This window comes from Pseudomonas sp. SMV71 (genome assembly GCF_052042015.1).
Taxonomy (GTDB): Bacteria; Pseudomonadota; Gammaproteobacteria; order Pseudomonadales; family Pseudomonadaceae; genus Aquipseudomonas.
Window position 1 is genome coordinate 245,022 of sequence record NZ_JBKGGU010000004.1, and the last position, 23,414, is coordinate 268,435.

General features: G+C 63.1%; 26 protein-coding genes. 10 read left to right on the plus strand and 16 right to left on the minus strand.

Translation table 11 applies throughout. The annotated features are described in order from the left end of the window. Positions 1–65 precede the first annotated feature (65 nt). The 6 genes from ACLEJQ_RS05710 to ACLEJQ_RS05735 form a co-directional block, all read right to left on the minus strand. A complete protein-coding gene (locus tag ACLEJQ_RS05710) occupies positions 66–1,067 on the minus strand; it encodes a glycosyl transferase family protein (protein WP_440792960.1) in 1,002 nt (333 codons plus the stop codon). Continuing rightward, positions 1,064–1,399, minus strand: a complete 336-nt coding sequence (locus ACLEJQ_RS05715) for a TusE/DsrC/DsvC family sulfur relay protein (RefSeq protein ID WP_440792962.1) — start codon at positions 1,397–1,399, stop codon at positions 1,064–1,066. Before ACLEJQ_RS05715 ends, ACLEJQ_RS05710 begins: the two co-directional genes overlap by 4 nt. Beyond that, a complete protein-coding gene (gene tusB, locus ACLEJQ_RS05720) occupies positions 1,396–1,689 on the minus strand; it encodes a sulfurtransferase complex subunit TusB (RefSeq protein WP_440792964.1) in 294 nt (97 codons plus the stop codon). Before tusB ends, ACLEJQ_RS05715 begins: the two co-directional genes overlap by 4 nt. Beyond that, positions 1,689–2,051 carry a sulfurtransferase complex subunit TusC gene (tusC, locus tag ACLEJQ_RS05725; RefSeq protein ID WP_440792966.1) on the minus strand — a complete coding sequence of 121 codons (363 nt, stop codon included), beginning with the start codon at positions 2,049–2,051 and terminating at the stop codon, positions 1,689–1,691. Before tusC ends, tusB begins: the two co-directional genes overlap by 1 nt. Continuing rightward, complete coding sequence (gene tusD / locus ACLEJQ_RS05730) at positions 2,051–2,443, minus strand: sulfurtransferase complex subunit TusD (RefSeq protein WP_440793087.1); 393 nt, start codon at positions 2,441–2,443, stop codon at positions 2,051–2,053. The genes tusC and tusD overlap by 1 nt, the downstream gene beginning before the upstream one ends. 216 nt (positions 2,444–2,659) lie before the next feature. Next, positions 2,660–2,995, minus strand: coding sequence for a DUF6388 family protein (locus ACLEJQ_RS05735; protein WP_440792968.1), 336 nt, complete (start codon positions 2,993–2,995; stop codon positions 2,660–2,662). A gap of 138 nt (positions 2,996–3,133) precedes the next feature. On the opposite strand from ACLEJQ_RS05735, the gene ACLEJQ_RS05740 reads away from it, so the two are divergent. Then, positions 3,134–3,484 (plus strand): hypothetical protein, encoded by a 351-nt coding sequence (locus tag ACLEJQ_RS05740; RefSeq protein ID WP_440792970.1) that lies wholly within the window; start codon positions 3,134–3,136, stop codon positions 3,482–3,484. Positions 3,485–3,619: 135 nt separating this feature from the next. On the opposite strand, the gene ACLEJQ_RS05745 is transcribed toward ACLEJQ_RS05740, so the two are convergent. Further along, positions 3,620–4,042, minus strand: coding sequence for a GNAT family N-acetyltransferase (locus ACLEJQ_RS05745; protein ID WP_440792972.1), 423 nt, complete (start codon positions 4,040–4,042; stop codon positions 3,620–3,622). 109 nt (positions 4,043–4,151) lie between these two features. On the opposite strand from ACLEJQ_RS05745, the gene ggt reads away from it, so the two are divergent. Continuing rightward, entirely contained in the window at positions 4,152–5,879 is a 1,728-nt protein-coding gene (ggt, locus tag ACLEJQ_RS05750; RefSeq protein ID WP_440792974.1) for a gamma-glutamyltransferase, read from the plus strand. A gap of 23 nt (positions 5,880–5,902) precedes the next feature. Further along, entirely contained in the window at positions 5,903–6,436 is a 534-nt protein-coding gene (locus ACLEJQ_RS05755; RefSeq protein WP_440792976.1) for a cysteine hydrolase family protein, read from the plus strand. 156 nt (positions 6,437–6,592) lie between these two features. Here ACLEJQ_RS05755 and ACLEJQ_RS05760 read toward each other — a convergent pair whose 3' ends face one another. After that, positions 6,593–7,453, minus strand: coding sequence for a CAP domain-containing protein (locus tag ACLEJQ_RS05760; protein WP_440792978.1), 861 nt, complete (start codon positions 7,451–7,453; stop codon positions 6,593–6,595). Positions 7,454–7,768: 315 nt separating this feature from the next. Further along, positions 7,769–8,731: an EamA family transporter gene (locus ACLEJQ_RS05765; protein WP_440792980.1), complete on the minus strand. Its 963-nt coding sequence runs from the start codon at positions 8,729–8,731 to the stop codon at positions 7,769–7,771. 201 nt (positions 8,732–8,932) lie between these two features. Here ACLEJQ_RS05765 and ACLEJQ_RS05770 point away from each other — a divergent pair, with 201 nt between their 5' ends. Further along, positions 8,933–10,024, plus strand: a complete 1,092-nt coding sequence (locus ACLEJQ_RS05770; RefSeq protein ID WP_440792982.1) for an SMP-30/gluconolactonase/LRE family protein — start codon at positions 8,933–8,935, stop codon at positions 10,022–10,024. Between the two features lie 87 nt (positions 10,025–10,111). Here the strand turns inward: ACLEJQ_RS05770 and ACLEJQ_RS05775 are convergent, their stop codons facing one another. Then, the gene (locus ACLEJQ_RS05775) at positions 10,112–11,164 is read right to left on the minus strand and encodes a LacI family DNA-binding transcriptional regulator (protein WP_440793089.1); all 1,053 of its coding nucleotides are present in this window, start codon (positions 11,162–11,164) and stop codon (positions 10,112–10,114) included. 165 nt (positions 11,165–11,329) lie between these two features. Here ACLEJQ_RS05775 and ACLEJQ_RS05780 point away from each other — a divergent pair, with 165 nt between their 5' ends. The 3 genes from ACLEJQ_RS05780 to ACLEJQ_RS05790 all read left to right on the plus strand — a co-directional run bounded on the left by ACLEJQ_RS05780 (position 11,330) and on the right by ACLEJQ_RS05790 (position 15,001). Then, a complete protein-coding gene (locus tag ACLEJQ_RS05780; protein WP_440792984.1) occupies positions 11,330–12,496 on the plus strand; it encodes a Gfo/Idh/MocA family protein in 1,167 nt (388 codons plus the stop codon). Continuing rightward, positions 12,493–13,590, plus strand: coding sequence for a sugar phosphate isomerase/epimerase family protein (locus ACLEJQ_RS05785; RefSeq protein WP_440793091.1), 1,098 nt, complete (start codon positions 12,493–12,495; stop codon positions 13,588–13,590). Before ACLEJQ_RS05780 ends, ACLEJQ_RS05785 begins: the two co-directional genes overlap by 4 nt. Positions 13,591–13,768: 178 nt before the next feature. Continuing rightward, a complete protein-coding gene (locus ACLEJQ_RS05790; protein ID WP_440792986.1) occupies positions 13,769–15,001 on the plus strand; it encodes a nucleoside permease in 1,233 nt (410 codons plus the stop codon). A gap of 24 nt (positions 15,002–15,025) precedes the next feature. On the opposite strand, the gene ACLEJQ_RS05795 is transcribed toward ACLEJQ_RS05790, so the two are convergent. After that, entirely contained in the window at positions 15,026–15,682 is a 657-nt protein-coding gene (locus ACLEJQ_RS05795) for a polysaccharide lyase family 7 protein (protein ID WP_440792988.1), read from the minus strand. A 258-nt stretch (positions 15,683–15,940) separates the two neighbouring features. Here ACLEJQ_RS05795 and ACLEJQ_RS05800 point away from each other — a divergent pair, with 258 nt between their 5' ends. Next, on the plus strand, positions 15,941–16,276 hold the full coding sequence (locus tag ACLEJQ_RS05800) for a hypothetical protein (protein WP_440792990.1): 336 nt from the start codon (positions 15,941–15,943) through the stop codon (positions 16,274–16,276). 133 nt (positions 16,277–16,409) lie between these two features. On the opposite strand, the gene ACLEJQ_RS05805 is transcribed toward ACLEJQ_RS05800, so the two are convergent. The 4 genes from ACLEJQ_RS05805 to ACLEJQ_RS05820 all read right to left on the minus strand — a co-directional run bounded on the left by ACLEJQ_RS05805 (position 16,410) and on the right by ACLEJQ_RS05820 (position 20,649). After that, positions 16,410–18,173: an L-lactate permease gene (locus tag ACLEJQ_RS05805; RefSeq protein ID WP_440792991.1), complete on the minus strand. Its 1,764-nt coding sequence runs from the start codon at positions 18,171–18,173 to the stop codon at positions 16,410–16,412. A 269-nt stretch (positions 18,174–18,442) separates the two neighbouring features. Next, positions 18,443–18,985, minus strand: a complete 543-nt coding sequence (locus ACLEJQ_RS05810; protein ID WP_440792993.1) for a thioesterase family protein — start codon at positions 18,983–18,985, stop codon at positions 18,443–18,445. Between the two features lie 493 nt (positions 18,986–19,478). Then, complete coding sequence (locus tag ACLEJQ_RS05815; RefSeq protein WP_440792995.1) at positions 19,479–19,859, minus strand: RidA family protein; 381 nt, start codon at positions 19,857–19,859, stop codon at positions 19,479–19,481. Between the two features lie 106 nt (positions 19,860–19,965). Then, complete coding sequence (locus tag ACLEJQ_RS05820) at positions 19,966–20,649, minus strand: SOS response-associated peptidase family protein (RefSeq protein WP_440792997.1); 684 nt, start codon at positions 20,647–20,649, stop codon at positions 19,966–19,968. Between the two features lie 267 nt (positions 20,650–20,916). Here ACLEJQ_RS05820 and ACLEJQ_RS05825 point away from each other — a divergent pair, with 267 nt between their 5' ends. After that, a complete protein-coding gene (locus ACLEJQ_RS05825) occupies positions 20,917–21,201 on the plus strand; it encodes a hypothetical protein (RefSeq protein WP_440792999.1) in 285 nt (94 codons plus the stop codon). A 328-nt stretch (positions 21,202–21,529) separates the two neighbouring features. On the opposite strand, the gene ACLEJQ_RS05830 is transcribed toward ACLEJQ_RS05825, so the two are convergent. Next, entirely contained in the window at positions 21,530–22,444 is a 915-nt protein-coding gene (locus ACLEJQ_RS05830) for a LysR family transcriptional regulator (protein WP_440793001.1), read from the minus strand. A gap of 100 nt (positions 22,445–22,544) precedes the next feature. Here ACLEJQ_RS05830 and ACLEJQ_RS05835 point away from each other — a divergent pair, with 100 nt between their 5' ends. Next, a complete protein-coding gene (locus ACLEJQ_RS05835) occupies positions 22,545–23,408 on the plus strand; it encodes an aldo/keto reductase family oxidoreductase (RefSeq protein WP_440793003.1) in 864 nt (287 codons plus the stop codon). Positions 23,409–23,414 lie beyond the last annotated feature (6 nt).

Here is a 23,414-nt window from a genome sequence, read left to right on the forward strand (position 1 = left end):
GTTGGAGGTGAGTCTATTCCGATAGGTTCGAACTAAAAGCGCAAAGGTTGGGCGTTAATGATCGGTTAAATCGAACGGTCCCGGGCAGCCCAATACTGCCGGGCCCTGTCGAAGGCCTCTTCACGGGTCAAGCCCAGGCCGCGCAGGGCCAAAGCCATGGTGGCGATCAGTGCAAGTTGCGGGTAGCTGTCCTGCACATCGCCGCGCCAGATCGCTTTCAGGTGCTCGGGGTCGAGGCTTTCCGGCTTGACGTGGCGCTGCTCGGACAGTCGCGGCCATTCCTCATCCCAACTGACCCCGCCGCGGGTGCCATAGAGGTGACTGTCGGCGTCCGGATTGATCTCGATCTCGCCGCCGTCGCCCTTGATCACGATCGCGGTGTCGCCCAGCAAACCGCTGGCTTCGCGGTGCACGGCCTGGTAACCCGGATGGAAAATGCTCTGCAGGCCGCAGCGGGCGCCCAGCGGATTGAGGATCCGTGCCAGGGAGTGGATCGGCGAGCGCAGGCCCAGCGTGTTGCGCAGGTCGATCATCCGTTGCATCTGGGGCGCCCAGTCCACCAGCGGCATGAAGGCCAGGCCGCCGTGGTCCAGGGCGCTGCCGACTTGCTGCCAGTCCCGGCACAGCGGGATTTGCAGAAAGCTCAGTAATTGTTCGGTGTAAAGCCGACCCGCCGTATGAGCGCCACCACCGTGCATGAAGATCCGCACGCCGTTCTGCCCAAGGCATTTGGCCGCCAACAGATACCAGGGCAGATGCCGCTTCTTGCCGGCGTAGGTCGGCCAGTCGAGGTCCACGTTCAGCGCCGGTGCGGCCAGGCGCTCGCGCAAGGCCTCGGTAAAGCCGGCCATTTCCTCGGCGCTTTCTTCCTTGTGCCGCAGCAGCATCAGGAAGGCACCGAGCTGGGTGTCCTCGACCTTGTCATCAAGCACCAAGCCCATGGCTTCGCGGGCTTCTTCGCGAGTCAGGTCGCGGGCGCCGCGCTTGCCTTTGCCAAGGATGCGCACGAACTGGGCGAACGGATGTTCAGCCGGCGTTTCAAGGGTCAGCGATGGGAAGTCGGTCATAGGCAATTCGTCGGTTTGGGCAGGCCCGCCAGCTTGGCGGCGAGTTTGGCGGGAGTGCCTTTGAACAGGCGGTTCAGGTGCAGGCTGTTGCCCTTGTCCGCGCCCAGTTTCAGCGCCGTGTACTTGATCAGCGGCCGGGTCGCGGGGGAGAGCTGGAATTCATCGTAGAAGCCGCGCAGCAGTTCGAGGATTTCCCAGTGCTCGGGGCTCAACTCAATGTCTTCGGCCGCCGCCAGGGCGCTGGCGACTTCGGCGGACCAGTCGTTCAGGTCGGCCAGGTAGCCGTCCTTGTCCAGCGCGATGGCGCGGCCGCCCACGTTCAGGGTGTTCATAGCCAGCTGTTGACCTTGTCATGGCGGATCGACAATTCGACGAAGGCCGGGTAATCGATGGCTTCGGCCCAGTCGGGCGCTTGCAAGGCCCGGGCCTGAATGTCTTCGGCCATTACGAACAGTTTCAGGCCGCTGCCTTGCAGTGTGGCAAACGGCACGCTGCCCGGTTGCAGGGCATACGTCGCGTCGCCGCACAGCAGCAGTGCATCCTGTTCGCCCAGGACCCGCAGGCAAGTGGCGAGGCGGCTGTCGCCGAAGGGGGAATGAGACAACACGTGCAAAGTCGACATCAGAGGGTGATCACCTGGTCGTAACGGTCAATGAGAGCGACGATGCCCGGCGCGGCCAGTACCTGGACCTCCTCCAGCGCCAGGGCAGCGGTGTCGACGCCACGCTCGGCGGCGCTGTCGGCGCAGACGAACAGCGCTTCGACACCGAACATGGGCAATGCCTGCAAGTTCGCGCTCAGGTCCTTTTGCTGGAGGGCCTTGGCGTTCTGGTTGGCGCTTAGCTGGAACACGCCGTCGTCAAGAAACAGCAAGCCGATCGGCAGGTCGAATGCGCCACCGGCCAGCACGATGTCCAACGCTTCACGGGCACCGGGGCCGGACCAGGGCGCCTGACGGCTGATCAGCAATAAAGACTTGGCCATCATCCGCCTCCAAAACAGATCAAGCGGTCGGCGTCCTGGATCGCATCGTGCAACTGGCCCAGCCCGGACAGGGCCCACGGCGCTTCGACGCTGACGGCAGAACGCTGGTAGCGGTGGGCTTCTTCTTCGTTCAACACGCCACGACGCAGGGCGGCGGCGATGCAGACCACGCCGTCGAGCCGGTTGTCGCTGACAAATGTGCGCCACTGCTGGGGCAGGTCCTGTTCGTCCTGGGGTGTGACAACGCTGGCGCAGGCGTTGTAGACGCCGTCCTGATAGAAAAACAGCCGGACAATTTCATGCCCACCCGCCAGCGCCGCCTGGGCAAACAGCAAGGCACGGCGCGAGGAGGGCGCATGGGCGGCGGAAAACAGCGCGATGGCGAACTTCATGACAGACCCGATCAGCAAAACTGCGGCCATGATAAAGCTTTATGGGCGGTGGGGCGATTGCCAAGGGATGGTTTGGATGGTGGCTAGAGGGCTCTGTGGCGAGGGAGCTTGCTCCCGCTGGGGCGCGTAGCGGCCCTGAATCGAACAGCGAGCAATCTCAGGCAGAACGGGGCCGCTACGCAGCCCAGCGGGAGCAAGCTCCCTCGCCACGAAAGCTCAGTGCTCGATGTCCAGGGCATGCAGCTCACAATACTCCGCCCAGTCCATGCCGGCCATTTGCGCCACTTCCTTGTGCACTTCCAGGCGCTGGGCCTGGTAGTCCTCGGGCGAGGCGGCGGTCAGTTGCAGGGTCAGTTCCCAGGCAAACAGACCCTGGCGTTCGGCCTCGGCTTCGAACGCTTCATGCAGGCGCTCGGCTCGGTACTGGGCGGCGGTCTCGCCTTTGGCCTGGGCCAGCAGCGGGTTGAGGTTGTCCAGTTCGACGCGCAGCTCGGGGCGTTCGTCGAGAAATTTTTCCAGGGCCTGCTCATGGTGCTGGTCGGTCGTCGCCATGTTCACTCCTTCAAGATTGCGCCAGATGTCACAGGTTGCGCGAAACGCTGGCCACTGTCGCGCTTAAATTTCGATCATGCAGCCCGAAGGCCCGGGTCGCAGTGCTACAGTCCGGGTTTTTAACAATGAGTGAACGCAATGCGAATGTTGACGGTAGCCCTGGCCGCGACCTTGTTGGCCGGCTGCGCCGGTTCGGCGATGAACCAGGCTCGGACCCAGGCCCCCTACAAGACCCTGACCTCGGACAAAACCGAACAGGTCGTCGCCCAATGTGTGCAGTTTTCCTGGCAGGACGAGGCCGTGTTCGGCGTCGATGCCGCCGCCTACCAGCAACCCGGTGAGAAAGGTGGCCTGACGGTCTACACCCGCTCGGCCGAATCGTTTGTCGATGTCCAGGCCGGTGCCAATGGCACCACGTTGAACTACTACGCCCAGCATGACGACTTCATCGCCAAGCGCCGGCTGGCGGCGTTGGCGACTTGTTTGTAGGCAGGCAGACCTGAGAGCCCCCTGTGGGAGCGAGCTTGCTCGCGATAGCGGTGTTTCAGTCAACTACGATGTTGTAGGTACTACCGCAATCGCGAGCAAGCTCGCTCCCACAAGGGGTGGTGTTTGAGTTAGAAATCACAGGCGCTTCTGGAGAAAGAAGTGCTGATGCCCCGGCGGGTAGTCGTCAATCTGACCGACTTGCGTAAAACCGTGTTTCTTGTAGAACTCCGGTGCCTGGAAGTCGAAGGTATCCAGCCAGATGCCCACGCAGTTTTTCTCCCGGGCCAGGTCCTCCGCCATCTGCATCAAGGTCGAACCCGTGCCTTGCCCCCGGGCCTGTTCCGGCACCACCAGCAACTCGATATACAACCAACGAAAAAACACTCGCCCGTAGAGCCCGCCGACGATCTCATTGTTGTGTTCATCGCGCACCAGCCAGGCCACGAGTTCGGGTGCCGTACCGCCGGTCCTGGCGGTGTTGTAGGCGCGTAACGGCGCGAGAATGGCCTGGCGTTCTTCGTCGGTGGGAGCGTCCGTACGTTCGATTCGTAGCGTCATCGGCATTATCCATATGCGGGGAAATGATCTGCGCGAGACTACCGCAACAGGCACATTCCGCAAACCCGGCCATACTGCCTAGGTCCCAAAACAAGAAGAGACCTGACTCATGAAGTTCCAATACCTTGCCCGGACCCTCATCGCCACATCCCTGACCCTCAGTTGCCTTTACACCCAGGCCGCCTCCCAGGCGCCGGTGGCTGCCGAAAATGGCATGGTGGTCACCGCCCAGCACCTGGCGACGCACGTCGGTGTGGATGTCCTCAAGAGCGGTGGCAACGCGGTGGATGCGGCGGTGGCGGTAGGGTACGCCCTGGCGGTGGTATACCCGGCGGCGGGTAACTTGGGTGGCGGCGGTTTCATGACCCTGCAACTGGCCGACGGCCGCAAGACCTTCCTGGATTTCCGCGAAAAAGCGCCCCTGGCGGCCACGGCCAATATGTACCTGGACAAGGATGGCAACGTGGTTCCCGAGCTCAGTACCCGCGGGCACCTGGCGGTAGGTGTGCCCGGCACTGTGTCCGGCATGGAGCTGGCGCTGCAGAAATACGGCAGCAAGCCACGGGCGGAGCTGATCGCCCCGGCCATCCGTCTGGCCGAGGAAGGCTTCACCCTGGAGCAGGGCGATGTCGATCTGTTGGAAACCGCCACCGACGTGTTCAAGAAGGACATGCGCGACTCCGGCGCCATTTTCCTGCACAACGGCGAGCCGATGCAGGTCGGCCAGAAACTGGTGCAGAAAGACCTCGCCAAGACCCTGCGGGAAATCTCCAGCAAGGGCGCCGATGGTTTCTACAAAGGTTGGGTCGCCGATGCGCTGGTGACGTCCAGCCAGGCCAACAAAGGCATCATCACCCAGGCCGACCTGGACAAATACAAGACTCGCGAACTGGCCCCGGTGGAGTGCGACTATCGCGGCTACCACATCGTTTCCGCGCCGCCACCCAGCTCCGGCGGGGTGGTGCTGTGCCAGATCATGAACATCCTCGACGGCTATCCGATGAAGGAGCTGGGGTTTCATTCGGCCCAGGGCATGCACTACCAGATCGAAGCCATGCGCCACGCCTACGTGGATCGCAACAGCTACCTGGGTGACCCGGACTTCGTGAAGAACCCCATCGACCATCTGCTGGACAAGAACTACGCCGCCAAGCTGCGCGCGGTCATCGACCCGCAAAAGGCGGGCGATTCGCAGAAGATCAAGCCCGGCGTGGCCCCTCATGAGGGCAGCAACACCACCCATTACTCGATCGTCGACCAGTGGGGTAATGCCGTGTCCGTCACCTACACCCTCAACGACTGGTTCGGTGCCGGCGTGATGGCGAGCAAGACCGGGGTGATCCTCAACGATGAGATGGACGACTTCACCGCCAAGGTCGGCGTGCCCAACATGTATGGCCTGGTGCAGGGCGAAGCCAATGCCATCGCCCCCGGCAAGGCGCCGCTGTCGTCGATGAGCCCGACGATTGTCACCAAGGACGGCAAGACGGTCATGGTGGTCGGCACTCCGGGGGGCAGCCGGATCATCACCGCGACCTTGCTGACCATCCTCAACGTGATCGACTACGGCATGAATCTTCAGGAGGCGGTCGATGCGCCGCGTTTCCACCAACAGTGGATGCCCGAGGAGACCAACCTGGAAACCTTCGCCGCCAGCCCGGACACGCAGAAGATCCTGGAAAGCTGGGGCCATAAGTTTGCAGGTCCGCAGGACCCCAACCACATCGCCGCGATCCTGGTCGGCGCGCCGTCGCTGGGTGGCAAGCCGGTGGGCAAGAATCGTTTCTACGGGGCCAACGATCCACGTCGCAATACCGGGCTGTCGTTGGGTTATTGACGGATGTCTGGAAGAGGATATTCATGAACACCGCCTTGCTGATCATCGACGTCCAGAGCGCGCTGTGCACGGGAGAAGAGGAGTGCTTCGACATTCAGCGCGTGATCCGCACCATCAACGACCTTAGCACCCGGGCCAGGGCCGCCGACTCGACGGTGATTCTGGTCCAGCATGAAGAGCTCGACGGCTCGCTGCGTTACAACTCGGCCGGTTGGCAGCTGGCCGACGGGTTGCTCACCGCCGCCGATGATCTGCGGGTGCGCAAGACCACGCCGGACGCGTTCTACCAGACCGACCTGCTGTCGCTGCTGCAAGCCCGCGAGATCGATCGGCTGGTGGTCTGCGGGCTGCAAACCGACTACTGCGTCAACGCCACCGTACGCCAGGCCCATGCCCTGGGATACGACGTGGTGCTGGCGGCCGATGCCCACTCCACGGTGGACAATGGCAGCCTGCTGGCGGAGCAGAACATCGCCAATCACAACAACCGACTGGGACGCCTGAGCAGTGCTGTGTCGCGGATCGATGTGGTGCCGGCGGCGGGGATTCGCTTATGACCCCACAATCCCCTGTGGCGAGGGAGCTTGCTCCCGCTCGACCGGGCTGGCGCTCGAGTGCGAAGCGCTCGCAAGATCTCCGGGACTGCTGCGCAGTCCAGCGGGAGCAAGCTCCCTCGCCACAGGGGCAGCGGAGGCCATTGATGTTGCACTCGCTCAAGGCGCCCCAAACACCATCGTCCAATACACCCTCGCATCACTGTGCGAGTCGGTGGCGGACGCGGCGCCCATCTGGGTGAACATCGGGTTCATCAGGTTGGCGCAGTGGCCGGGGCTGGCGAGCCAGTCGCGCATCGCCTGGTTCGGCGAGCTTTGTCCGGCGGCGATGTTCTCGCCGATCTTGCGCCCACGAAAACCGGCCCCCTTGGCCCGGTCGGCCACGGAGCGACCGTCCGGGTCGCGGTGGGCGAAATAGTTACCCCGCACCATGGCCCGGCTGTGGCCCTGAGCGGCGGTTCCGAGGGCGGTGTTCCAGCTCAGGGGGCGGGCGGCGGCGAAGCGTTGGCGACCACACATCCGTGAGCTGGCCCGGGCGGCGTTGACCTGGGCCAGCAGGGATTTATCCGAGGAGGCCCCGTCGTTCACCCTGCCACCGCCCATGGGCTGTGCCAGGACCACACGCCATTCGTCACCGACCCGGTTGATGCCGATGTCGGCGTACTGGTTGTCCAACAGGGCTGCACAATGCTCGTCGGCCAGCAGGTCGAAGGCTTCCTCGGCGTCCCGGGCGTCGGTCAGGCGAATGCTGCGCACGGCCCGGGCTTGGTAGCCGGCGTCCTTCAAGGTTTCCCGCAGGCCACCGCGAAAGCCGATCGGCAGGGCCAGGCTCGAGCGCAGCGCCAAGGGCTGCGCGGAGCGGATCGTGCGCCATTCACAACGCCGGGATTGGCTGCGGTAGTCGTTGATCGCCTCCAGCAGTTGCCCTTCGCCCCGGGCATGGACGGGGCTGGCAAATAACGCAAGCAGGCTGATGAGGCAAAGCGAAGCGAGACGGCAAGAGCGAACACTGTGGCGCATGGACGAACGGCTCGGGAGGGGGGAGTTGCCATGGCGCCGGGCGTGGCGCCGATCAACCGCAAGAGGCATCGCCTGGATAGGCGAGGTTTCGCGGCTGGGGTAGGACTGTGGCTTTGAAAACAAGTTTCAGCAGGGCTGACACTTATCTCCAAGCCACCGCCGGCCCCTGTGGCGAGGGAGCTTGCTGCCGCTGGGCTGCGAAGCAGTCCTGAAAATGTTGCGACCGCTACGCGCTGGAGCGCCAGCCCGGTCGAGCGGGAGCAAGCTCCCTCGCCACAATAAATTTCGTCAGTTCAATTGCCTTGGTTCGTCAGGTCAACTACGTGCAGCCGCCCCCGCAGCAGGCTTTTCAACCTGTTCTACCTTGCGATACGTCAGCAGCACGATACCGCTGACCACAATCGCGCCGCCGAGCACCTGGCCCGGGTTGAGCATCTGGTCCAGCACCAGCCAACCGATCAGCAGCGTTGCCAGCGGCTCGATGTTCATCACCGGGGCGTTGCGGGGCATGTCCAGGCGTGGCACGCAAATGAACAGCACGATGAACCCGGTGCCGTAGAGCACCATCAGCGTCGCCAGGGCGAACCAACCGGTGTTGCTGGCCGGCAGATCGAAGCCGCCGGGGAGGGCGCCGGTCAGGCCGGCGAGGTTGACGCTGCTGAACACGATAAAGATCGTCAACAGGCTGCGGACCGAGCCGCGTACCTGGGACAGTTGGTGATCGGTGATCCACAGCGCGCAGGCGAACACACACGCGGCGCAGAACGCCAGGCCGACGCCGAGCAGCCACTGGGGGCCGACTTCCTGTCCGGACGACAGCCGATCCGGCACCTCCAGCACAAACACCAGGCCTACCAGAATCATGCCCATCAACGCGGCGGTGCGAGCGGTCGGCCGTGGCCCGCCCAACGCCCAGGTCAACAGCGCCAGCAGGATCGGGAAGACGTTCCCCACCAGCAATGCCAAGGCCACCGGCACTCGGGCCACGGCGGAGTACAAACACAGGCTTTGCGCACCGATCAGCAGCCCCAGGGTCAATTGCCAGCGCCAGGCACCGACCGGCAGGCGCAGGCTCTGGCGTTGCCACAGCACCAGCGCAGCCAGCACGAGCAAGGTGCCACCCGAGCGCAGCAGGATCGCCAGCAGCACACCCGCGCCGTCATCGAAGGCTGCCCGTGCGGCAACGTGATTACCGGCGAAGGCGCAGCCCATGCAGAGCAGGACAAGCACCGCCAGGTGACGGGGCAACGGCGTGGGCGCAGCAGTGGATTGATTCATGGCAGGGTTTCTCAAAGGCAAGCCACCGAGGTCATCCTCAGTATGGTTTTAATTATCGGTCGTCGTACAACGATGTAGATTTGTACCGCATAGGGTCGGTCTGGACAAGTATTTACTGAGTCTTCCGGCTTTAACTTGTACGATGTCTTGTTGCGGGGTAAAACTGTCGTCCCGTCCAATAACAATTAACGGAGACGCACGATGGATGTTTCGCAATCTGCAACCGCCGCCGACCAGGGTCGTCGAGTATTCCTGAAGAAATCCCTGGTGGTCTCGGCTGCGGCCGCCACCTTGGGCAACCTGCCCGGGCTGGCCCAGGCCGAACCTTTGAGCCAGCGCTACCCGGATCCGCTGATCAATATCCTCGACCCCAGCTTCATGGACCTGCGTATCTTCAACGCCAGCGTCGAGAAGCTCGCTACGGGCCTGCGTTGGGCAGAAGGGCCGGTATGGGTCGGTGACGGTCGCTACCTGCTGGTCAGTGACATTCCCAATAACCGCATCGTGCGCTGGGATGAGATCACCGGCGGCCTGTCGGTGTACCGCGAGAATTCCAACTTCTCCAATGGCATGTGCCGTGATCGCCAGGGGCGCCTGTTGGTGTGCGAGGGCTCGACTACCGCCAGCGAAGGCCGGCGCGTGACTCGCACCGAGCACAACGGCAGCATCACCGTGCTCGCCGACAGCTTCGAAGGCAAGCCACTCAATTCGCCCAATGACATTGTCTGCAAACGCGACGGTTCGGTCTGGTTCACCGACCCGCCGTTCCAGACCGGCAACAACTACGAGGGCCACAAGGTCACGCCTGCCCAGCCGCATGCGGTGTATCGCATCGACGGTGAAAGCGGCAAGGTGACCCGCGTGATCGATGACCTGGCCGGGCCGAACGGGCTGTGCTTTTCCCCGGACGAGAAAATCCTCTACGTGGTCGAAGGCCGGGCCAAGCCCAACCGCCTGATCTGGGCCATTACCGTCAAGGACGACGGCACCCTGGGCGAGCGGCGCAAGCACATCGAAGGCCTGGATTACGCCGCCATCGACGGGATCAAATGCGACGAGAGCGGCAACCTCTGGTGCGGCTGGGGCGGCAACGGTGACCCCAAGGCCGACCTGGAAAAGCTCGACGGGGTACGGGTGTTCAACCCCGAGGGCAAGGCCATCGGGCACATCTCCTTGCCGGAACGCTGCCCCAACGTGTGCTTCGGCGGACGCGAGGGCAACCGGCTGTTCATGGCCGGCAGCCATTCGCTGTACTCGCTGTTCGTGAACACCCGTGGCGCGACCTTTGCCTGATTAACCCAGCCAACCCAATCCCCTGTGTCGAGGGAGCTTGCTCCCGCTGGGCTGCGCAGCAGCCCTGGAACCTGACACCGCCGTGTGTCAGGTTGCATTGATTCCTCTTGTGTCCGATTTTCGCCCAGCGACAACAGGCTCCCTCGCCACAGCCGCCGAACTCCCCCGCACCGTTAACTCGAACGGCAACAACACATGCCGTTGCTCGACCGGTTTCTTCTCGATCAATGCAATCAACATCTGCACCGCCTTCTGACCAAAAGTCTCGGCGGGTTGGGAGATGGTGGTCAGCGGTGGATCGCAATAGGCGGCGAACGGAATGTCATCGAACCCCACCAGGGAAATGTCCTCAGGCACGCGCAAGCCCATCTGCTTGATGCGCTTGAGTGCGCCGATGGCCATCTCGTCGTTCTCGCAGAACAGCGCGCTGGGACGCTGCGCCAATTCCAGCATCGCGCCGGCACCGTCGTAGCCGGCTTTCAACGTGAAGTCGCCATGGCAGATCAGGCTCGGGTCGATGGCGATGCCGGCCAGGCGCAGCGCATCCTCATAGCCGGCCACTCGGTCCAGGGTCAACGGGCTGCTGCGAGGCCCCTTGATGATGCCGATGCGTCGGTGACCGAGGTCGATCAGGTGCTCGGTCATGGCCCGAGCGGCGGCGCGATTGTCGAGGCTGATGGTCGGGTAGGGAGCCTGCTTGACCACTTCGCAGGCGTTGACCAGCGGCAGCGGTTCGACGCCTGGCGGAAGCGATTCGAACGGGTCGCTGGCGCGCAGTTGAATCACCCCGTCCGCCTGATGGGCATAGACCAGCGCAGCAAATTCGCGCTCGATGGCTTCCTGGCCCTGGGTGTCGCACAGCAGCAAGCGATAGCCCGCCGCCTGGGCGGCCTGTTGCGCACCACTGATGACCCGGGCGAAAAACGTGTTGGCGATGGCCGGTACCAGGATCACCAGGTTGCCGGTGCGGCGGGAGCGGAACTGCACCGCCATCAGGTTCGGCCGATAGCCGGCCTGTTCCACCGCAGCATTGACCTTGTCGCGGGTTTCAGGCAGTACGCGCTCGGGCGATTTCAGCGTTCTTGAAACCGTGGCCACCGACACACCGGCCAGCCGGGCCACTTCACGGATATTGGACAAAATCACCTCGATCAATCGCCAGGGAACGGCGGCATGGGAGGGGAGCTTACCGCAGGTCAGGCGGCTGACAAATGCTCGGTGGGGTTTGACACCCACGAAACTTGAGCCTAGATTCTCGCCATGATGTAACCGGTTACATCATCATTCTGACGGAAGACAAGCGCGATGAAACCTGTAGCACCGAAAATAAGAATGGGCTTCGTCGGCGGGGGCGAGGGCGCGTTCATCGGCCAGGCCCACCGTCAGGCCGCCGGCCTGGACGGTGGCTTTGAACTGGTGTGCGGCGCGTTCAGCCGCGATGCCGCAAACAATCAGCAAACCGGCGCGGCCCTGGGGCTTGCCGCCTCGCGCTGCTACAGCGACTGGCAGCGCATGCTGGACAGCGAGGCGGCGTTGCCGGCGGACCAGCGCATGGAATTGCTGGTCATCGTGACCCCCAATCACTTGCATGCACCGATTGCCGGCCAGGCGCTGAAGGCGGGCTTCCATGTGTTCAGTGAGAAGCCTGCGGCGTTGAATCTGGATGAGTTATTGACCCTCAAGGCCGTGGTCCACAGCAGCCAGCGGCTCTACGGCCTGGCCCACACCTACCTGGGCTACCCCATGGTCTGGCAGGCCCGGGACATGGTGCGCAGCGGCGTGATCGGCACGGTGCGCAAGGTGTTGGTGGAGTACCCTCAAGGCTGGCTCAGCCAGGACGTCGCGGCCCAAGGCAACAAACAGGCCGGCTGGCGTGACGATCCCCGGCAATCCGGGATTGGCGGCTGCATCGGTGACATCGGCACCCATGCCTTTTCCCTGGCGGAATTCGTCGCCGACCAGTCCATCGAACGGATATGCGCCGCGTTGGGCACCCATGTCGACGGTCGCCAGTTGGATGACGATGCAGCGATGCTGTTGCAGATGAGCCAGGGCGCCAGTGGCGTGCTGATTGCCAGCCAGGTCTGCGCCGGTGAAGAAAACTCACTGAAGATCCGGGTCTACGGCGACAAGGGCGGGCTGGAGTGGCGCCAGGAAGAACCGGCGAGCCTGATTCATCGCTGCGTCGATCAACCGCTGCGCGTGCTGCGTTCGGGTGTCGGCCAGCCGTGGCTGTGTGAAGCGGCCCGCCAACGCATGCGCCTGCCGGCCGGGCATCCCGAAGGTTATCTGGAGGCCATGGCCAACCTCTACGGCGACTTCGCCCGAGCCATTCGCGGCCAGGTCGAAGGCCACGACGCGCCCGGCGTGCCGGGCATCGAAATCGGCCTGCGCGGCATGGCGTTCATCGAGGCCGCCATCGCCAACCATCGCGGCAACGCCAAATGGACCGAACTGGTCTGCACGGCATGAACCCGGAGAATCCTGTGTCTTCCATTTCCTCAACCACCGATGGCCTGCGCGGTCCGGGTATTTTCCTGGCGCAATTCATGTCCGCCGAGGCGCCGTTCGACAGCCTCGCCAGCATCGCCCAATGGGCTGCTGCCCAGGGCTACAAAGCGATTCAATTGCCGACTAGCGGCACCCGATACATCGACCTGGCCCGGGCCGCAGAAAGCCAGGAATATTGCGATGAACTCAAGGCCACCTGCGCCCAGGCCGGAGTCGAGATCAGTGAACTGTCGACGCACCTGCAGGGGCAATTGGTGGCGGTGCATCCGGCGTTCGACGCGCTGTTCGATGACTTCGCCCCGGCCCATCTGCGTGGCCGACCCCAGGCGCGGACCGAATGGGCTATCGAACAGTTGAAGCTCGCCGCTCGTGCCAGCCAGCGACTGGGGCTGACGGCCCATGCGACGTTTTCCGGGGCGTTGTTATGGCCGTACATGTACCCCTGGCCGCAACGCCCGGCGGGCCTGGTGGAGCAGGGCTTCGAAGAACTGGCGCGGCGCTGGCGGCCGATTCTCGATTGCTTCGATGCGGCGGGCGTGGACCTGTGCTACGAAATCCACCCCGGCGAAGACCTGCACGACGGCGCTTCGTTCGAGCGCTTCCTGGCCGCGGTCGATCACCATCCACGGGCGGCGATTCTCTACGATCCCAGCCATTTGCTGCTGCAACAGATGGACTACCTGGGCTTCATCGATCGCTATCACGAGCGCATCCGCATGTTCCACGTCAAGGACGCCGAATTCCGGCCCGACGCCCGTTCCGGGGTGTACGGCGGTTACCAGGGTTGGGTCGAGCGCCCGGGCCGGTTTCGTTCACTGGGCGACGGGCAGATCGATTTCAAGTCGATCTTCAGCAAACTGACCCAATACGATTTCAACGGCTGGGCGGTGCTGGAATGGGAGTGCTGCCTGAAGGATTCGCAACAGGGCGCGGCCGAAGGTGCGGCGTTCATCCAGCGGCACATGATCAACAAGAGTCGCAAGGCGTTCGACGATTTTGCCAGCGTGACGGCGGACGAGGATTTCAATCGACGACTGCTGGGACTTCCGAAGTAACGCCAGACCCCTGTGGCGAGGGAGCTTGCTCCCGCTGGGGCGCGAAGCGGCCCCATAAAAGCGATGAGCGCTTCGCACTCAAGCGGGAGCAAGCTCCCTCGCCACAAGCAAGCTCCCTCGCCACGCAGGTCCCTGGGTATCAGCGAGTCAATAACAACAATCAAAAACGGTGACTGTCATGACCACGATGAACGCACGCTTGAGCGTGATGATGTTCCTGCAGTTCTTTATCTGGGGCGGCTGGTTCGTCACTCTCGGAACCTTTCTCTCCAGTACCCTGGGCGCCAGCGGTGGGCAGGTCGGCATGGCGTTCTCCACCCAGTCGTGGGGCGCGATCATCGCGCCGTTCGTGATCGGCCTGATTGCCGACCGCTTCTTCAACGCCGAACGTATTCTCGCGATGTTGCACCTGGTGGGCGCGGTGTTGCTCTATCAGCTATACGCGGCGGCGGATTTCGGCGTGTTCTACCCCTATGTGCTGGCGTACATGGTGGTCTACATGCCGACGCTGGCGCTGGTCAATTCCGTGGCGTTCCGGCAAATGCGCGATCCGGCGCTGGAATTCTCGCGCATCCGAGTGTGGGGTACGGTCGGCTGGATTGTGGCGGGGCTGGTGATCAGCTTCGTGTTCGCCTGGGATTCGCGCGAGGCGATCGCGGCGGGCGGTTTGCGCAACACCTTCCTGATGGCGGCCGTCGCCTCCCTGGCCCTGGGCATCTATAGCTTCACATTGCCGGCCACGGCGCCGCTCGAGGAACAGGCCGGCGGTGGCGGCGTCAAGCAGCTGTTGGGGCTGGATGCGCTGGGTTTATTGAAGGACCGCAGCTACCTGGTGTTCTTCATCGCCTCGATCCTGATCTGCATACCGTTGGCGTTCTATTACCAGAATGCCAACCCGTTCCTGGCCGAGGCCGGCATGACCAACCCGACGGCGAAGATGGCCATCGGGCAGGTGTCCGAAGTGCTGTTCATGTTGCTGTTGCCGCTGTTCATCCAGCGCTTCGGCATCAAGCTGGCGCTGTTGGTCGGCATGCTGGCGTGGGCGTTGCGCTACCTGTTGTTCGCCTATGGCAACAACGGCGACCTGGCGTTCATGCTGTTCACCGGCATCGCGTTGCATGGCATCTGCTACGACTTCTTCTTTGTCTCGGGTCAGATCTATACCGACGCCAAGGCGCCGGGGCATTTGCGCAGCTCCGCCCAAGGGCTGATCACCCTGGCGACCTATGGCCTGGGCATGCTGGTGGGCTTCTGGGTGGCGGGTAAGGTGACCGACCATTTTGCCCTGGATGCAGGCCATGACTGGCACAGCATCTGGTTATTCCCCGCCGGTTTCGCGCTGTTGGTGTTCGTCTGCTTCCTGTTCAGCTTCAGCGGCCGACAAACGATCGTCACACCGGCGAAGGCCTGAAGCTTGGGCAAGTCTGGGCGTCGGTCATTTATGGCTGACGTCCAGTTTGGTGTAGGTCACTCTTCCGCCTTCGCTGGCGTAACCGACATTGTCCAGAGTGTAGACGCCGGCCTTGAAATAAAAGTCGTAGGCGTACCACGACGGGTCGACCTTCACCTGTTTGCCGAGGTTGTTGATCAGTACGGTGAGCTTGCCCTGCTTGTCCATCACCATGGAATAGGTGAAGGTCTTGTTCAGGGCTATGTTCGGCACGCTGAACAGCACCGGGCTCTTCACGTCCTTGGGTTTGACCCGATATTCCACATCGATGTTGCCGCTGCCCTTGGCGTAGCGATACACGAGTTTGAGCAGCGGGGCGGGGGCATCCTTGGCGTGAATCTGCGCCACCACCACGCGGCCTTCCGAGGGCACCTGGTTCACTGACAGGGTGCCATTGAGGGCATTGATCGCGCTGTTGTAGCGCCAATTGCGCAGCTTGCCGTCCTTGCTGGTCTCACGCAGTTCGGAACGCGGGTAGTCGCTCTTGCCGGTGTGGGAACCGGTGACCGGCGCCCAGAAGACGATGCGTTCGCCGGTGCGATTGAAATACGCGTTCTGCAGGGTCGGCATGGCTTTGGTGGCCACGGTCAGCGCCGGGGTTTGGATAGGCAGGGTGATGTTCCAGACAGTCATGTCGATCATGGTCAAACACTCCAACGGGGCGGCCGTTGTTTATCCGGTTTCAGCCGGCGGGGGGAGGAATCTGCCTTGCGTGGCGCATTGATTGGGTTATCGACAGAGGGCTGTCGGGCTGGAGGAGCAACTGACGGATGGCTCTGGACCGAGCCCTTCAGGCCGACGGATGGAGTTGAGGAAGGGGTGATGTCAATCTGATGCTGATCGGTTAGAGTACGCGCCGCCCGAGAGACGGATCCCGGGCGTTTATCCATGGAGTATTCAATGAATCACATCACCAAAGTTGTCGCCTCTGCACTGTTCGGCCTGGCCCTGGCGGGCTGCACCGGCACCCCGATGAAAACCCAGCAGTACGACAGCAGCCAATACACCGTGATCGGCCACAGTGAAGCGAAGGCCACCGGCCTGATGCTGTTCGGCCTGATCCCGATCCGCCAGAACAGCCGTTTCGTCCGCGCGCAGACCGCCGCGATCCAGGCCAAGGGCGGCGACGCGATGATCAACACCCAGGTACAGGAAAGCTGGTTCTGGGCCTGGGTCCTGAACGGCTACACCACCTCGGTGTCCGGTGATGTGATCAAGTTGAAAAACGTTCAGTAATACCTGGCTGAAACCTGTGGCGAGGGAGCTTGCTCCCGCTTGAGTGCGAAGCGCTCACCGCTTTTTTGGGGCCGCTTCGCCCGAGGCGTCGGACCGTCCCAGCGGGAGCAAGCTCCCTCGCCACAAAAGCCAATTAGTGACCGCCCACCACCATATGACTGAACGGCGCCACGTACGCCTGCAATGTCACCAGCCCGCCCACCAGAATCGCCAGCACCACCGAGTGGAAAAACACGTAGCGCAGGATCTCCCCTTCATGGCCGTACCACCGGGTCGCGGTGGAGGCGACCACGATCGACTGGGCATCGACCATCTTGCCCATCACCCCACCGGAACTGTTCGCCGCAGCCATCAGCACCGGACTTAGCCCCAGTTGCTCTGAAGTCACCCGCTGCAAGCCGCCGAACAGCACGTTCGAGGCGGTGTCCGAGCCGGTCAGCGCCACGCCGAGCCAACCCAGCAGGGTGCCGAACATCGGATAGAAAATCCCCGTCGCGGCGAACGCCAGGCCCATGGTGGCGTCCAGGCCCGAGTACCGCGTGAGGAACCCCAGGGCCAGCATCGCGACGATGGTGATCAGTGAATAACGCACCACCCAGAGCGTGCGCAGATAGTGGCGCAGCAGTTGCGGGATGGAATAACCCATCAGCAAGCCACCGAGGATCGCCGCCAGGAAAATCCCGCTGCCGGTGGCGGTGAACCAGTTGAACTTGTAGATCGCTTCCTCGGTTTTGGGTTGGGGCACCACCGGCGGGACTTTTTCGATCTGCTGGTGCAGGGTGCTGAAGGTCACCAGCGGCGAGAAGATCGGGTTCGCCTCGCGCATCGGCTTGCCTTGCGGGTCGAGCCGGACCGACTGGGTCTGCGGGTCCAGTGCCGGGCGGGTGTCGAACAGGTTCTTGAAGCCTTGGGTGCCCCAGGCGAACACGAACACGGTGAGGATGATCCACGGCATCCAGGCCCGCAGCACGGCGGGGCGTGCATCGCTGGCGAATGCGCCGCCGACGACGGGAGGCGCGTCTTCGCTGGCATCGATTTTCGAGTCATCGACCCGTCCCGACAAGGCGGCGGAGGTATGCACCGTCGCCGGTTTCCAGACCTTGAGGAAGCCGGTGAGGCAGGCCATGGAAATCAGGGCGGCAATCACATCCACCAGCATCGGCCCGTGATAGTTGGACACCACGAACTGCGGGACCGCGAAGCTGACACCGGCCACCAGGATCGCCGGCCAGATTTCCAGCATCTTGCGCCAGCCGGCGAACGCCCAGATCAACCAGAACGGCACGATCACCGAAAAGAACGGCAACTGCCGGCCGACCATCATTGACAGTTCCATTTCATCCAGCCCGGTGACCTTGGCAAGGGTGATGATCGGCGTGCCCAGGGCGCCGAAGGCCACCGGCGCGGTGTTGGCAATCAGCGCCAGGCCCGAGGCGGCCAGCGGCGAGAAGCCCAGGCCGATCAGGATCGCCCCGGTCACGGCCACCGGCGTCCCGAAACCGGCCGCGCCCTCGAAGAACGCGCCGAAGCAAAAGGCGATCAGCAGCAGTTGAAGGCGCCGGTCGTCGGTGATGCGCGCCAGGGAATCCTGCAGCACCTTGAACGAGCCGTTCTCGGTGGTCAGGCGGTGCAGGAAGATGATGTTGAGCACGATCCAGCCGATGGGCAACAGCCCGTTGGCCGCACCATACAACGCTGCCGAACCGGCCATGCCGGCAGGCATGCCAAAGGCGAAAATCGCGATCAGCAAGGCTGAGGCCAATGCCAGCAGCGCAGCCAGGTGTGCCTTGATATGAAAGAACGCCAGGGACGCCAGCATCACCACCACCGGCACCGCCGCCAGAAGCGTGGACAGCACCGCATTACCGAAGGGATCGTAGACTTGTTGCCAGACCATGTTCCACCTCTGCTTTTTATTGTTGGAAGTGCAGGCCCCGGGGGGATTGGCAGAAGAGTATAGAAGGGGAATGGCGGGGGATTTGGATCGGAGCACCGCCGCAAGTTGATCAACGGTCCCCTGTGGCGAGGGAGCTTGCTCCCGCTGGGTGGCGAAGCCGTCCAAGTGGGCTGACGCTTTTTTCCAGGCAAACCGCGCCGGCTGGTTCTGCGCCTGCTGCGCAGGCGAGCGGGAGCAAGCTCCCTCGCCACAGGGCGGGTGTAGGGCGGCTAGCGGGTTTCTTCCTGGCGCAGTGCCTGGCTCAGGCCATCGCAGCTCTGCGACCAGGCTGTCAACCAGTCGGGCATGGCTGGGGATGCTTCGCTCAAACCCAGCTCCCGGATGAACTCACCCGGCGCCACCGTGCCTTTGGCCGAGCGGAACAGGCCGCGCATGATGACCACGCCCACCACCCGGCCCTGGCTGACAAAACGGTGCTCCATGAACGTCCACTTGGAGTCCCAGCCCAACATCCGCGTGTGCACTTCGAACGCTTCGAACAGCCGCAGCTCACGGCGAAACTTGCCCCAGACATCCCCGACAATCGGCACCGCCCGGTTGCGCAGCGCCACTTTGTAGGCACCGCTGCGCAGCACGTAATCCATGCGGCCGACGTCGGCCAGGGTGAAATAGCGCCCGTTGGTCACGTGACGGTTGAGGTCCAGGTCCAGCGGCCACACGCGCATGCGTACCACCGTGGTGTCCAGAGGCGCCGTCGGCTTGCGCCAGGGACGGCGAAACAGCATCAGCAACAGTCGAAACCAGAGATTCATCGATACGCCGCTCGGGGTGGAAAGCGCCGCACTTTAGACATCCTGCTTGCCCCGGGCTAGGTGCATAACTGACAGATTTGCAGCGAAGCGTGCGTTTGGGTCATGTCTTGCTCAACAAGGCTCACCAAGAGCCCGCCGCTGGCCCCTTGGGCAAACTGTGGGAGGGGGCTTTCCCGCGAAGGCGTCGGTACATCCAGCATCTGTGCAAGCCGGTGTACCGCTATCGCGAGCAGGCTCGCTCCCACAGGGGCGCGGTGGCGGATGCTGGTTCTGTAACACCCCACAATCCATGTGGGAGCGGGCTTGCCCGCGAAGGCGTCGGTACATCCAGCATCTGTGCAAGCCGGTGTACGGCTATCGCGGGCAGGCTCGCTCCCACAGGGGAGCGGTGGCGGATGCTGGTTCTGTAACACCCACAATCCATGTGGGAGCGAGCCTGCTCGCGATGAGGCCATCACCGCCACCCCAAGCCCATCTGGCTCAACCTGAAGCCTCAGCCCTTGGCCGCCATCGCCGTGACTTCCACCCGCATGCCGTCCACCGCCAGGGCAGCCACACCCACCGCGGCGCGCACTGGCCAAGGCTTGGCGAAGAAGCGCCGGTAAACCTCATTGAAGGCCGCCCGGTCCGCCATGTCGGTCAGGTAGATCGTCAGGTGCAGCACCCGGTCCATGGAGCTGCCGGCGCGTTCCAGCGCGGTCTTCAGTGCTTGCAGCGTGCATTCGCTCTGCGCGGTGATGTCGCCCAGCTCCAGGCTGCCGTCGGCGCGGGTCGGGATCTGGGTGGAGACCAGCAGGCCGCCGAAACCGGCGACGTCCGAAGAAATGGAGTCAGCGTCCGGGTCAGGAATAAAAGTGATGTCTTGGTTCGCCATGAACAATCTCTAGCTGGAAAGAAAGGAGGGGCGGTACGCCGCCACAATGGCCCGCCAGTCTACCGCCCCTCTCCAAACCTTTCATTGCTTGCTGGCTGACGCGTCCTCAGCGTTGACCTTGAACCAGCCGCTGAGCAGGCATCACGTGTTCCAATTGCGGTTCAGCCACCGCCACGTGCGTCGCCATCTGTTGGGCCTGGTCCCAATCCAGGTCAGGCTTGAGCCACTGGAGTGCCTCGTCTCCAGTGAACGCCAGCAGCCGCTGTTGTTGCTGGGCGAGGTCGCCGTAGGTCACGAGCGCCAGGCCGTCGCACCCGTTGGGCGTTTCACTGGCCTGGGCCAGGGCGGCGAGGAAGATCGGCCCCGACTCCCGGGAGGTCGTGTAACTCAGGCGTTGGGTCTGGGCTGACGCCTGCGTATCCGAAGCTTCGTACCAACCGTCCACCGCTACCAGCACCCGTCCGTCGCGCTTGATCCGATCAAAGACCTTGGAGCGCATCACCAGGTGCAGCGGCAGGTGGGTCAGCGGCGGCATCGTGCCCATGGACCACACAGGCGACCAGCCCCAGCGGACCTTGATGCATTCCAGGCGCCCATCGCGATTGCGGATGGCGCTGACCTGCATGTTGGGCTTGATCACGCTTTGCCGCTCATGAAGCCTGGGTGCGGTGATCGCGTGCAGGCTTTCGGGTGACAGACGGGTATCGCCGCTGGCGCCCGGGATGTCTCGCTGGGCAAAAAATGCCAGGGAGTCCTTTGAAGAAACAGGCTGAACGAAAAACTCACACATCGCGAAAACTCCCGGCAGCAGATATAAAGTCCAGCAAGACACCCGTCGTCGAAGCCGTTGGCGTGCGGCGGTGTTATGGCGGTGCTATGGCATTGCCATGTAGTTCCGAGCGGGGTGATGACGCTTGGTTCGAAAATCCTCGGAGTGACCGGATGAGCGGAGGAACGAAGCGATTTTGCTGCACTCGGAAGACCGCTCATCGTCTGTCTGGAGAGGTGAGCGCCGCGGATGGTCGTTGTGTTATCCGAACCGTTGAAGGACACCGCCATGACTGAAACCGACCTTGAGATGGAACTGAAAGCCTGGCGACTGCTGCTGGAGGATGATGTCTATCGCCTGGATTTTCCCCAGGACTATCACGACACCCTGGTCAAGCGTGCCGATGACCTGGTGCTCAGGGAATTCATCACCCTGGAAGATTGGCAACTGCTCAAGGATGCGGCCGACCAGGCCTATGAACGCACACTGGAGATGCTGGCGCGCAACCAGCGTGATTGTCTGAATGCGGCGGCCTTGCGGTTGCCTGGGGTGCGGCGTACGGCGGGGGATTGATGGGGGGTTGAGCGCCGTCATCGCGAGCAGGCTCGCTCCCACAGTGGATGAGGGTTGGTTGAAGGTTTTGTGTGTACAGCTCAGAACCCGGTGGGAGCGAGCCTGCTGGCGATGGCAGTGTGTCAGTCGACAAAAAAGTTAAATGTAGTGACGTCTTCGCGAGCAAGCCCGCTCCCACAGAGGAAGGGGGGCTGACAAAAAGATTTGTATATGCCGCCGGTCCCCGTGGCGAGGGAGCTTGCTCCCGCTGGGCTGCGTAGCAGACCCCAAATCGGGGCCGCTGCGCGTCCAGCGGGAGCAAACTCCTTCGCCACAGGTGTTCCAGCGCTCATGCCGGCGGCAAATCACGATTCGCCTGGATGAAATTGACGAAGGCCCTCAGCGGTGACGGCAGGTAACGGCGGCCGGGGTAGTAGAGGAACGGCCCGGTGAATTGTACCCACCAGGACTCCAGGACCGGCACCAGGGCGCCGCTTTCCAGGTACGGGCGCAGCCAGTCCTCGAACAAGTAGACAATGCCCAGTCCATCCACAGCGGCCTGCACCGACAGGTCCACGGCGCTGCCGAGGCGCACGATCAACGGGCCGCTGGGATCGACGTTCACGGTTTCGCCGTCCCGCTCGAACTCCCAGAGCGGCATCGCGCCGCTGGCGAATCTGCCTCGCAGGCAGGCGTGCTGAAGCAGGTCTCGGGGATGCTCTGGTTGCCCATGGGCGGCCAGGTATGCCGGGGAAGCGGCCGTGGCGAAACGTTGGAACCGTGGGCCGATGGGGATGGCGATCATGTCCTGCTCCAGGCGCTCGTCGTAACGAATGCCCGCATCGCAACCGGCCGCGAGCATGTCGACGAAACTGTCTTCGGCGATCACTTCCAGACGAATATCGGGATGGCTTTTCAGGAAAGGTGTGATGATCGTCGGCAATACTAACCTGGCGGCACTGACCGGTACGTTCAGTCTCAGGGTGCCGGAAGGACGGTCGCGAAAGTCGTTGACCACATCCAGCGCCGACTCGACTTCACCCAGCGCCGGCACGATGCGCTCCATCAACCGGGCGCCGGCCTCGGTCGGCACCACGCTGCGGGTGGTGCGGTTGAGCAGGCGTACCCCAAGCCGGCTTTCCATGCGCCGCACTGCGTCACTGAGGCTCGAGGCGGACTTGCCGCTGAGCCGAGCGCCCTCACGAAACCCACCCGCGTTCACCACCGCCACGAAGGCCAGCAAGTCCTGGATATCCGCCGCCATTGTTCTCTCCGTCGTACAACCTGTGCCGATTGCAGCGGATTATCAGCGAAGTGGTCAATCCCTATAGTGACCTCACTCACATTGTTTCGAGGCACACCTGATGAACATCGCAAGCAAGGCAGGGCAGTTTTCACTTGGCGATCGTGCGGTCAACCGCATGGGCTACGGCGCGATGCAACTGGCCGGGCCCCAGGTGTTCGGTCCACCCAAGGACCCGGCAGCGGCCATCGCCGTGCTGCGCGAAGCCCTGGAGTCGGGCGTCAACCACATCGACACCGCCGACTTCTACGGACCGCACGTGACCAACCAGCTGATTCGCGAAGCGCTGCACCCTTATGCCGAGGATTTGGTGATTGTCACCAAGGTCGGCGCCGTCCGGGGGGCAGATGCGTCCTGGAACCCGGCCCACAGCCCGGCCGAACTGACCCGTGCGGTCCACGACAACCTGCGTAACCTCCGATTGGAGGTGTTGGACGTGGTCAATCTGCGCGTGTGGGGCGACATGCATGCGCCAGCAGAAGAGTCCATCGAGGAGTCGTTCACGACCCTGGCGGACCTGCAACGCCAGGGACTGATCCGACACCTGGGCTTGAGCAACGTCACGGCCACCCAGGTCAAGCAGGCCCAAGGTATCGCCAAGGTGGCCTGCGTGCAGAACCACTACAACCTGACTCACCGCAGCGACGAGCAACTGATTGCCGAGCTGGGACGGCAGGGCATCCCTTACGTGCCGTTTTTCCCGTTGGGCGGTTTCTCACCCTTGCAGTCGCAAACGCTCTCCAGCGTCGCTTCGCGCCTGGGCGCCTCGACCCTGTGTGTGGCGCTGGCGTGGTTGCTGCAACGAGCACCGAACATTCTGCTGATTCCGGGTACGTCATCCGTGGCGCATCTGCGGGAAAACCTCACGGCCGGTGAACTCGAGATCACGCCGCAGATGCTGGCTGAGCTGGACGGGTTGGCCTGAACCATC

Excerpts from the sequence above, each read along its gene's own strand:
- ACLEJQ_RS05745 (WP_440792972.1), bottom strand. The coding sequence starts at position 4,042 with ATGACGCTACGAATCGAACGTACGGACGCTCCCACCGACGAAGAACGC.
- tusD (WP_440793087.1), bottom strand. The coding sequence starts at position 2,443 with ATGAAGTTCGCCATCGCGCTGTTTTCCGCCGCCCATGCGCCCTCCTCG.
- ACLEJQ_RS05830 (WP_440793001.1), bottom strand. The coding sequence starts at position 22,444 with ATGGCGGCGGATATCCAGGACTTGCTGGCCTTCGTGGCGGTGGTGAAC.
- ACLEJQ_RS05790 (WP_440792986.1), top strand. The coding sequence starts at position 13,769 with ATGACCACGATGAACGCACGCTTGAGCGTGATGATGTTCCTGCAGTTC.
- ACLEJQ_RS05820 (WP_440792997.1), bottom strand. The coding sequence starts at position 20,649 with ATGTGTGAGTTTTTCGTTCAGCCTGTTTCTTCAAAGGACTCCCTGGCA.
- ACLEJQ_RS05770 (WP_440792982.1), top strand. The coding sequence starts at position 8,933 with ATGGATGTTTCGCAATCTGCAACCGCCGCCGACCAGGGTCGTCGAGTA.
- ACLEJQ_RS05835 (WP_440793003.1), top strand. The coding sequence starts at position 22,545 with ATGAACATCGCAAGCAAGGCAGGGCAGTTTTCACTTGGCGATCGTGCG.
- ACLEJQ_RS05710 (WP_440792960.1), bottom strand. The coding sequence starts at position 1,067 with ATGACCGACTTCCCATCGCTGACCCTTGAAACGCCGGCTGAACATCCG.
- ACLEJQ_RS05815 (WP_440792995.1), bottom strand. The coding sequence starts at position 19,859 with ATGGCGAACCAAGACATCACTTTTATTCCTGACCCGGACGCTGACTCC.
- ACLEJQ_RS05780 (WP_440792984.1), top strand. The coding sequence starts at position 11,330 with ATGAAACCTGTAGCACCGAAAATAAGAATGGGCTTCGTCGGCGGGGGC.
- ACLEJQ_RS05795 (WP_440792988.1), bottom strand. The coding sequence starts at position 15,682 with ATGATCGACATGACTGTCTGGAACATCACCCTGCCTATCCAAACCCCG.
- ACLEJQ_RS05715 (WP_440792962.1), bottom strand. The coding sequence starts at position 1,399 with ATGAACACCCTGAACGTGGGCGGCCGCGCCATCGCGCTGGACAAGGAC.
- ACLEJQ_RS05760 (WP_440792978.1), bottom strand. The coding sequence starts at position 7,453 with ATGCGCCACAGTGTTCGCTCTTGCCGTCTCGCTTCGCTTTGCCTCATC.
- ACLEJQ_RS05735 (WP_440792968.1), bottom strand. The coding sequence starts at position 2,995 with ATGGCGACGACCGACCAGCACCATGAGCAGGCCCTGGAAAAATTTCTC.
- ACLEJQ_RS05825 (WP_440792999.1), top strand. The coding sequence starts at position 20,917 with ATGACTGAAACCGACCTTGAGATGGAACTGAAAGCCTGGCGACTGCTG.
- ACLEJQ_RS05740 (WP_440792970.1), top strand. The coding sequence starts at position 3,134 with ATGCGAATGTTGACGGTAGCCCTGGCCGCGACCTTGTTGGCCGGCTGC.
- ACLEJQ_RS05755 (WP_440792976.1), top strand. The coding sequence starts at position 5,903 with ATGAACACCGCCTTGCTGATCATCGACGTCCAGAGCGCGCTGTGCACG.
- ACLEJQ_RS05800 (WP_440792990.1), top strand. The coding sequence starts at position 15,941 with ATGAATCACATCACCAAAGTTGTCGCCTCTGCACTGTTCGGCCTGGCC.
- tusB (WP_440792964.1), bottom strand. The coding sequence starts at position 1,689 with ATGTCGACTTTGCACGTGTTGTCTCATTCCCCCTTCGGCGACAGCCGC.
- tusC (WP_440792966.1), bottom strand. The coding sequence starts at position 2,051 with ATGGCCAAGTCTTTATTGCTGATCAGCCGTCAGGCGCCCTGGTCCGGC.
- ggt (WP_440792974.1), top strand. The coding sequence starts at position 4,152 with ATGAAGTTCCAATACCTTGCCCGGACCCTCATCGCCACATCCCTGACC.
- ACLEJQ_RS05785 (WP_440793091.1), top strand. The coding sequence starts at position 12,493 with ATGAACCCGGAGAATCCTGTGTCTTCCATTTCCTCAACCACCGATGGC.
- ACLEJQ_RS05805 (WP_440792991.1), bottom strand. The coding sequence starts at position 18,173 with ATGGTCTGGCAACAAGTCTACGATCCCTTCGGTAATGCGGTGCTGTCC.
- ACLEJQ_RS05810 (WP_440792993.1), bottom strand. The coding sequence starts at position 18,985 with ATGAATCTCTGGTTTCGACTGTTGCTGATGCTGTTTCGCCGTCCCTGG.
- ACLEJQ_RS05765 (WP_440792980.1), bottom strand. The coding sequence starts at position 8,731 with ATGAATCAATCCACTGCTGCGCCCACGCCGTTGCCCCGTCACCTGGCG.